Here is an 8,333-nt window from a genome sequence, read left to right on the forward strand (position 1 = left end):
ACACACCTCCGGTGGGGAACCCGTGCTGACGCCACTCCTGACCAACACACCTCCGGTGGGGAAACCGTGCTGACGCTCCCCGTCCCCGTGCTCGCCGCCGTCCTGGCCGTGGCCTCCGCCGTGCCGCTGCTCGGCTGGGCGCTGCTCGCGCGGCCGGAGGGCGCCGGAGACCGGGCCCGCGACAACCTGGTGCGCGGCATCGTGCTGCCCGACGCCCGGCAGCCGCGCCGCCGTCCGGCCCAGGCGCGGTTGACCCGGAGCCTCACGCCGCGCGGCACGCTGGCCCGTCTGGACCGGCTGGCCGCGACGGCCGGCCGCCCGGCGGCCTGGCCGGTGCCGCGGCTGGTCGCGGCCAAGGTGGTGCTCGCCGCGGTGGCCGGCGGCCTGGGCCTGGTCGTGGTGCTCGCCCGCCCGGGCGTGCTGACCGTCGCCCTCGCCGTCGTGGTCACCGGGGTGAGCTACGTCGTGCCCGAGCTGCTGCTCCACAGCCGAGGCCAGGAGCGGCAGGCCGCCATCGGGCTCGAGCTGGCCGACACGCTCGACCAGATGACCATCGCCGTGGAGGCCGGCCTCGGCTTCGAGGCGGCGATGGCGCGGGCCGGCAGGAACGGCAAGGGACCGCTGGCCGAGGAACTGGTGCGCACGCTGCAGGACATCGCCGTCGGGCAGCCGCGCCGGGAGGCCTACCTCGCGCTGGCCGAGCGCACCGGTGTCCCCGACCTGCGGCGGTTCATCCGCGCCGTCGTCCAGGCCGACGCGTACGGCGTCTCCATCGCCGACGTGCTCCGGACCCAGGCGGCGGAGATGCGGCTCAAGCGGCGGCAGCGAGCCGAGGAGAAGGCCATGCAGATCCCGGTGAAAGTGATCTTCCCGCTGATCCTGTGCATCCTGCCGACGCTGTTCATCGTGCTGCTCGGCCCTGCGGTGCTCGACATCGTCGCCGCGTTCGGCTGAGCGGTGACATCGTCCGAGCGATGACATCGTCGTCCTCCGGACGACACCGCGACCGGGTGCCGTCCCGGTTCGTGCAGAGCCGCCGCGTCGTCCCTGCGCGGACCCCTCCGGGGGCCCACTCGGGACGACAGCGCTGCGCGCGCCGGCCTGATCAGGTGGTCGGCGCGGGGCCGGCCGAGCCGGTGCCGCGGGGCTGGGCGGGGTTGGTCGGGTCGCCGTGGGACGGCGGGTTGACCGGCGGGGCCTGCGTCGCGGCCGACACCTTCGAGCCCGCCGCGGCGTGCACCGGGTCGTCGGCGGCGGGGGCGGCCGGGTCGCCGCCGGAGGGCTGGGCGCCGGCGCGCAGCGACTGCAGCCGGTTCTCCATGATCGTGACCACCCGCGCCCGGTCGGCGTGCTCGCGTTCGTAGGCGAGCACGGTCTCGAGCTCGGCGGCGTCCAGGGTGCGGATGCGCGAGGTCAGGCCCTCCACCGGCAGGTGGTCGTAGTCCGGCAGCGGGAGCTGGTCGTGGTGCACGGCCACGTCGATACCTCCGGTCGGTCGTCGGTCGGTCCCCTGCCGCCCTACCCGACGGTCCTGCCGCCATGCCTGGGTGTGACCGCCGGGACGGCGGGTAGGGCGACCGGTGGCCAGCCCCGCGCCCGGCCGCCCGGTGCCGCGGGGACCGCCCGACCGACGAATCCGACGAGGGAGACGGCCCATGCACGCGTCCGTGATCCAGCGCGCCTTCAACGCACCCGGCCCCTTCGCCACGGTGTGCGCCGACGTCACCCACAACACCGAGTCCGCCGGCGCCGAGCTCGAGCTGCGGGTGCGCGCGATCAGCGAGCGGCTGGCCGAGCAAGGCGCCGACGAGCCCGTCGTCCAGGCCGTGCGCGACCGGCTGCTCGAGGGGAACGAGGGGGGAGAGGCGGGCACCCTGCGCGGCCGGGCCATCGTGGCCGACTCGCGCGGCAACGTCGTCCTCGACGCCCGGCTCGCCGACGCCCCGCGCACCGAGACCACCGACTGGTCGCCGCAGCCGGACCTGCTGCCGGTGATCCGCGCCCTGCCCGGCCGGGTGCCGCACCTGGTCGTCGTCGCCGACCGGGTCGGCGCCGACATCACCATCGTCACCGAGCCCGGGCACCCCGCGTTGGAGACCACGGTCGAGGGCCAGGAGCGCTTCGTGCACAAGTTCCCCGGCGGGGGCTGGAGCGCGCTCCGGTACATGCACAACAGCGAGAACGTGTGGATGCAGAACGCCGACAAGGTCGCCGAGGTCATCGACCAGCTGGTCGGCCAGATCTCGGCCCGGTTCGTCCTGCTGGCCGGCGAGGAGCGGGCCCGCGCGGTCCTCGCCGACCGGGTGACCTCCCGGGTCAGGGACGTGCTGGTCACCATGGACGAGGGCGGCCGCGCCGCGGGCGCCGACCGCGAGCCGATCGACCGGCGGGCGGCCGAGCTCGTCGCCGAGCACGAGGCCCGCGAGGACGCGCGGGTGCTCGAGCAGGTCCAGGCGGCGTCGGCGCACGGCTTGGCGGTGACCGGCACGGACGCCGTCGTCGAGGCGCTGCGCAAGGCGCAGGTGGAGACGCTCGTGCTGGCCGACGACCTCCGCGGCGAGACGCTGCTGGTGGGCGACACCCCGCTGGTGCTCGGCGTCGACCAGCACGACATGGACGCGCTGGGCACGCACGGCACCGTCGTCCCGGCCGACCGCGCCCTGCTCGCCGCCGTGGCCGCCAGCGACGCCGAGGTCGTGGTCGTGCCCCGCGCCGCGCTGCCCGACAAGGCCCCGGTCGCGGCGGTGCTCCGCTACACCGACGACTCGACGCCGTCGGCGCGGTGAACCGCGGACGCACGGCGGCGGGGTGACCGGCCCATGCCGGCCGCCGTCGGACCGGACGCTCCCATCCGAGCAGGACGTCGCCCGCGCACCCCAGTGCCGGACACCGAGCAGGAACGGTTCTGAGATGACCACGCACAAGGAGCCCAGCCCCGAGGCCCGCGCCAACGTGACCGAGGGCAACGTCGAGACCCGGGCGCAGCTGCTGCCCGAGGAGGAGGAGCTCCGGGGCAGCGGCGCGGAGCGGACGGCGGCGGAGGTGATCCTCGCCGAGTCGGAGGAGCGGACCGTGCACCCCGACCCCGACGACGCCCAGGGTGCCCACCGTCGCTCGGAGGACACCGCCGACCTGCCGTGACGCCGTCCGAGTGGAGTGCGGGAGGGCAGGAGGACTGCGCTCCCGCGCCCCACCCGGGGTTCTTCCCCGGCTTCACCGAGGAACGGGTGGACGTCGCGGACGGCGTGACGCTGCAGGTCCGGCACGGCGGGAGCGGGCCGCCGGTCGTCCTGCTGCACGGGCACCCGCGCACGCACACCACGTGGTGGCGGGTCGCCCCGTTGGTGGCAGAGGCCGGGCACACCGTCGTCTGCCCGGACCTGCGCGGCTACGGCCGGTCGAGCAAGCCGCCGACGACGCCCGACCACGCGCCGTACTCCAAGCGGGCGATGGCCGCCGACGTGCTGGCCCTGATGCGCGCGCTGGGGCATCAGCGCTTCGCCGTCGCCGGGCACGACCGGGGCAGCTACGTGGCGCTGCGGCTGGCCCTCGACGCCCCGGACGCCGTTGCGCAGCTCACCGTGCTGGACAGCGTGCCGATCGGCGAGGCGCTGCGCCGCGCCGACGCCCGGTTCGCCGCGGCCTGGTGGCACTGGTTCTTCTTCGCGCAGCCGGAGAAGCCGGAGCGGGCGATCCTGGCCGACCCCGACGCCTGGTACGGGGGTGATCCCGCGGTGATGGGCGTGCAGAACCACGCCGACTTCCGCGCCGCCGTCCGCGACCCGGCCACCGTGCGCGCGATGCTCGAGGACTACCGGGCCGGCCTCGGCGTCGACCGTGCGGCCGACGACGCGGACCGCGCCGCCGGGCGGCGGATCTCCTGCCCGACGCTGCTGCTGTGGTCGCGCCGCGACGACCTGGCGGAGCTGTACGGCGACCCGCTCGCCGTCTGGGCCGATTGGGCACCCGACCTGCGGGGCGCCGAGATCGACAGCGGTCACCACATGGCCGAGGAGGCGCCGGAGGAGCTGGCCGCCGCGCTGATCGCGTTCACCCGATCGCCGTAGCCGGGCGCGTGACCGCGCGGGCCGGCGGGTAGCCGCCTCCCAGGAACCGCGAGGGAGGACGTCATGCCGAAGACCACCAAGGGCGGCAAGGCCAAGCAGGACGAGATCCCGAGCACGCTGCAGCGCTCGGACGACAAGGCGCAGCGCACCTTCGCCAAGGCGCACGACGCCGCCGCCGACCAGTACGACGACGCCCAACGGGCCAACCAGGTCGCCTGGGCCGCGGTCAAGCACACCCACGAGAAGGTCGGCGACCACTGGGAGCCCAAGCCGGGCGGCAGGAAGGGTCCCTCCGACTCGCAGGCCGAGGGTGGCCGCGACACGAACCGGGAGACCAAGGGCGGCGTCGACGCCAACGCGTCCAAGGAGCACCTCATGGACGTGGCGCGGAAGCTCGACGTCCCCGGCCGCTCGACGATGAGCAAGGACGAGCTGGTCGACGCCCTCCGGAAGGCGAACGACAAGAAGACCGCCGACGCCCGTACGTAGCCGGGAGAGATCCGGCGCGGTGACCGCGGCGGATCTCCTCCGCTCGGTGGGTCAGCCCTCCGCGACCGTCCCGGCGCGAGTGGGCCCGACGGCCGGCCACCGGACCGGCGCCACCCGGTCGCCGCCGGCCTGCTTGGCCGCGTACATCGCCGCGTCGGCGTGGTCGACCAGCCGCCACAACGCGTCGACGACGTCCTCGCCGTCGACCGGCCGGACCAGCGCCAGCCCGACCGAGGCGGTGACACGGTGGCCGTCCGCGCTGCGCGCGTCGGCGACCGCGCTCCGCAGGCGCTCGGCGAGCCGGCCGGCCTCCTTGCGGCCGCTGACGACGCCGAGGACGACGAGCTCCTCCCCGCCGGTCCGGGCCAGGACGTCGGCCGGCCGGACGGTCGCGGCAAGCGACCGGGCGACCGCCTGCAGGACGCCGTCACCCGCAGCGTGCCCGTGCGCGTCGTTGAGCTGCTTGAAGCGGTCGAGGTCGAGGACCGTGGCGGCCAGGTGCATGCCGTCACGCCGGGCCTGCCCCCACAGCCGCGGAGCCTGCTCCACGAGGTAGCGCCGGTTGAACAGTCCGGTCAGGGGGTCCGTCCGGGAGAGCGCGCCGGTCTCGTGCAGCAGGCGCTGGACGCGCCGGCGGAGCAGGAAGACGCCGAGCGCGGCGCCGTCGAGGACGCCGGCCCGGATGGCCACCTGGACGGCGAGGTCGAGCGCGCTGTCGTAGCTCGGCGCCAACGCCACCGCGCAGCTGACGCCGGTGGCGACCATCACGACACCCAGTTCCCACCGCCGCAGCAGCCAGGCAGCCGCGCAGACGGGCAGGAGCAGCACCAGAGGACCGGCGTACCGGGCGGGGTCGTCGATGCACAGCGCCACGACGGCATAGACCAGCTCGGCCAGCAGGACGAGGCCGAGGGCCTGCCGCGGCAGCGCCCTGCGGCGGGCGGCCACCGGCACGGCGGCGAGCATGCAGAGCAGCATCGTTCCGCCGTAGAGCCATCCGGTCAGACCTTCGCGGGCCGAGGCGTCGAGAGCGAAGGTGACCGCGCCCGTCAGCCCGCCGAGGAAGAGCACCGCGGCCAGCACGAGGGTGGCCACGCGGCGGAAGGGCAGCCCGCCGGGGGCCGGGGGACCGGGCGGGGTGAGGGGGCGGTCGGCGTCCGGTCCTCGGTGGTCGAGCACCGGAGCAGGATGCCGCACGGCGGTGACACTCGCTCGCCGTGCGTCTTCGATCGGGCACGGCGCGTCACGCGTCCGGAGGCGGAGGACACCCGGACGTGTGGCCCGGCGGGTCTCCGGTCACGGCGGGTGCGGGAGCCGGTGAGCGGGTGCGAGGCTGGCGCGCGAGGGAACCGCCGGGGCTCCGGGGCTCCGCCGACGGGACGAGGAGGGCCGCGATGGCCGAGGGACCGTGGTTCTACTGCCTCAAGCACCGCACGGTCGAGCCACGGGACGGCTGCGCCGAGCGGCACCGGCTGGGGCCGTACGCCACCCGCCAGGAGGCCGAGAACGCGCTGCAGTCGGTGGCCGAGCGCGAGGAGCGGCTCTCCGCCGAGGACCGTGCCTGGCGCGAGGGCCACCCGGGCGACTGACTGCGAGCCGTCCCGGCGCTCGATCCGCCGCACGACTCGTGCCGCCGGGTGCCCTCTCCCGCCGTCGGGCATGATCGGCGGGGCACCCCCCGCCGGGCCCGGGCGACGGCGCCGGGCGACGGCGGCGGGACGACGGCGGCGGGCGGCGGCGCCGGACACGCGGCGCCGGACGCGGGGCGCCGGACGTCGGCGCCCGGCAGCGGTGCCGGACATCGAGGAGGCGGTGTGACGGACGGGCGCTCGGTGGAGGAGCTGGTCGTCGGCGTGCTCGGCGGCACCGGGCCCCAGGGGCGCGGGCTGGGGATGCGCCTGGCCGCCGCCGGGCAGCGCGTGCTGCTCGGTTCGCGCGAGGCCGGGCGGGCCGAGGAGATCGCCGCGGAGGTGGCCGACCGGGCCCTGGCCGCGGCAGCCGGTGCGGAGGTGTCGGTGCGCGGGGGAAGCAATGCCGACGTCGCCGGCGCGGCCGACCTGGTGATCGTCGCGGTGCCCTACGCCGGGCACGCGGCCACGCTGGCCGATCTCGCGTCGCCGCTCGCGGGCAAGGTGGTCGTCGACTGCGTCGTCCCGATGGGCTTCGACGAGCTGGGCGCCTACCTGCTCGACGTCCCGGAGGGGTCGGTGGCCCTGCAGGCGGCGGCGCTGCTGCCCGACAGCACGGTCGTGGGCGCCTTCCACCACCTGTCGGCGGTGCTGCTGCAGGACCTGTCCCGGCCGACCCTGGACGGCGACGTGATGGTCGTCGGCGACGACCGCGCGGCCACCGACCTGGTGCAGGCGTTGGCCGGGCGGCTACCGGGCATGCGTGGCATCTACGCCGGCCGGCTGCGCAACGCCGCCCAGGTCGAGGCGCTGACGATCAATCTGGTCTCGGTGAACCGGCGCTACAAGGCGCACGCCGGCATCCGGGTGACCGACGTCTGAGCGAGGAGCCCGTCCCCGGGACGGGGCCGGAAGGGCGGAACCGCTGACGCTGGTCGACGACCGGGCGGCGGCCTACCACGGGCCGCCGGTGCGCCGCGTTGTCTGCCTGGTCCCCTCGCTCACCGAGGCGATCGCGGCCACCGATCGGTCCCTGCTGGTCGGGGCGACCGACTGGTGCAGCCATCCGCCCGACCTCGCCGTCCCCCGCGTCGGCGGCACGAAGTGGCCCGACCTGGACCGGGTGCTCGCCCTGGCGCCCGATGTCGTCGTCGCCAACGCCGAGGAGAACCGGGACCAGGACGTCACCGCGCTGCGGGCGGCCGGCGTGCCGGTATGGGTGACCGCACCGGCGACGGTCGAGCAGGCCCTCGGCATGCTGGGGCGGCTGTGCGCGCTGCTCGACCGGCCCGACCCGCCGTGGCTCCGGGCGGCGCGGGCCGCGTGGCGCGATCCGCCGCGGCTGCCCGACGTGGCGGCCGTCGTCCCGATCTGGCGGCGGCCGTGGATGGTGCTCGGGCGGGACACGTTCGCCGGCGACGTGCTGGCGCGGCTCGGCGTCCGCAACGTGTTCGCCACGCACGCCGACCGCTATCCCAAGCTGGCTCCCGGCGACCTGCCAGGCGTCGCCGCGGAGCTCGTCGTCCTCCCGGACGAGCCCTACGCCTTCACCCCGGACGACGGTCCCGAGGCGTGGCCGCAGTGCCGGCCGGTGCTCGTGTCAGGGAGGCACCTGACCTGGTACGGCCCGTCGCTCGCCGAGGCGCCGCGGGTGCTCCGCGCCGCGCTGCTGGGAGAACGCTGAGCCGGACGATCCGCCCGTCAGCGCAGGCCGCGGTGCGAGCTCCACAGCTGCCCGGCGCGGGTGCCCGCCTCGGCCACGAGGGCGGCCAGCTCCGGCCGGTCCGGGACGGGGAAGGAGACGTAGGTGCCGCGCCCGCCCTCGACCGGCCGGCCGTAGGCCTTCGCCGCGAGGTGCCCGTCGGGGAGCAGGCGCACGTTGAGCGTCGTCAGCCAGAATCGCCGTCCCCGGCGGACGTCGTCCCAGCGCAACTCCTCGGGAACAACCACGTTGACCGCCAGGGCGGTCACCTCGACGGCCGCGTCCGCGATCACGCCCGCATGCTGCCACGCGGAGCCGACAGCCTCCGGCCGCACGTCAGCAGGCAGAGACGGGGGCAGCGCATTCGCTCACGCGCGCAACGGATCGGGTGGGGCGAGTTCCTCGAGCCAGGGTGGGTCGGGTTCGGGGTCGTGGTACCAGCCGGGT

11 protein-coding genes are annotated in these 8,333 nt (G+C 76.0%); 8 read left to right on the top strand and 3 right to left on the bottom strand.

Translation table 11 applies throughout. The annotated features are described in order from the left end of the window. Positions 1 to 66 precede the first annotated feature (66 nt). Entirely contained in the window at positions 67 to 954 is an 888-nt protein-coding gene (locus tag OF117_RS11595) for a type II secretion system F family protein (RefSeq protein WP_263552986.1), read from the top strand. Positions 955 to 1,105: 151 nt separating this feature from the next. Here the strand turns inward: OF117_RS11595 and OF117_RS11600 are convergent, their stop codons facing one another. Continuing rightward, positions 1,106 to 1,477 (bottom strand): hypothetical protein, encoded by a 372-nt coding sequence (locus tag OF117_RS11600; RefSeq protein WP_263552987.1) that lies wholly within the window; start codon positions 1,475 to 1,477, stop codon positions 1,106 to 1,108. 178 nt (positions 1,478 to 1,655) lie between these two features. Here OF117_RS11600 and OF117_RS11605 point away from each other — a divergent pair, with 178 nt between their 5' ends. The 4 genes from OF117_RS11605 to OF117_RS11620 all read left to right on the top strand — a co-directional run bounded on the left by OF117_RS11605 (position 1,656) and on the right by OF117_RS11620 (position 4,556). Continuing rightward, positions 1,656 to 2,786, top strand: a complete 1,131-nt coding sequence (locus OF117_RS11605; protein WP_263552988.1) for a Vms1/Ankzf1 family peptidyl-tRNA hydrolase — start codon at positions 1,656 to 1,658, stop codon at positions 2,784 to 2,786. Between the two features lie 124 nt (positions 2,787 to 2,910). Further along, entirely contained in the window at positions 2,911 to 3,141 is a 231-nt protein-coding gene (locus OF117_RS11610; RefSeq protein WP_263552989.1) for a hypothetical protein, read from the top strand. After that, entirely contained in the window at positions 3,138 to 4,067 is a 930-nt protein-coding gene (locus OF117_RS11615) for an alpha/beta fold hydrolase (protein WP_263552990.1), read from the top strand. The genes OF117_RS11610 and OF117_RS11615 overlap by 4 nt, the downstream gene beginning before the upstream one ends. A gap of 63 nt (positions 4,068 to 4,130) precedes the next feature. Continuing rightward, complete coding sequence (locus tag OF117_RS11620) at positions 4,131 to 4,556, top strand: ChaB family protein (protein ID WP_263552991.1); 426 nt, start codon at positions 4,131 to 4,133, stop codon at positions 4,554 to 4,556. Between the two features lie 51 nt (positions 4,557 to 4,607). Here OF117_RS11620 and OF117_RS11625 read toward each other — a convergent pair whose 3' ends face one another. After that, positions 4,608 to 5,735 (bottom strand): sensor domain-containing diguanylate cyclase, encoded by a 1,128-nt coding sequence (locus OF117_RS11625; RefSeq protein WP_263552992.1) that lies wholly within the window; start codon positions 5,733 to 5,735, stop codon positions 4,608 to 4,610. 215 nt (positions 5,736 to 5,950) lie between these two features. Between OF117_RS11625 and OF117_RS11630 the strand changes: the two genes are divergently transcribed. The 3 genes from OF117_RS11630 (at position 5,951) to OF117_RS11640 (ending at position 7,868) form a co-directional block, all read left to right on the top strand. After that, a complete protein-coding gene (locus tag OF117_RS11630) occupies positions 5,951 to 6,145 on the top strand; it encodes a hypothetical protein (protein WP_263552993.1) in 195 nt (64 codons plus the stop codon). Positions 6,146 to 6,370: 225 nt separating this feature from the next. Continuing rightward, complete coding sequence (npdG, locus tag OF117_RS11635; RefSeq protein WP_263552994.1) at positions 6,371 to 7,066, top strand: NADPH-dependent F420 reductase; 696 nt, start codon at positions 6,371 to 6,373, stop codon at positions 7,064 to 7,066. 88 nt (positions 7,067 to 7,154) lie between these two features. After that, entirely contained in the window at positions 7,155 to 7,868 is a 714-nt protein-coding gene (locus tag OF117_RS11640) for a helical backbone metal receptor (RefSeq protein WP_263552995.1), read from the top strand. A gap of 17 nt (positions 7,869 to 7,885) precedes the next feature. Here the strand turns inward: OF117_RS11640 and OF117_RS11645 are convergent, their stop codons facing one another. Then, entirely contained in the window at positions 7,886 to 8,179 is a 294-nt protein-coding gene (locus OF117_RS11645; protein WP_263552996.1) for a hypothetical protein, read from the bottom strand. Positions 8,180 to 8,333: the final 154 nt, after the last annotated feature.

The organism is Geodermatophilus sp. YIM 151500 (assembly GCF_025716945.1).
Lineage (GTDB): Bacteria > Actinomycetota > Actinomycetes > Mycobacteriales > Geodermatophilaceae > YIM-151500.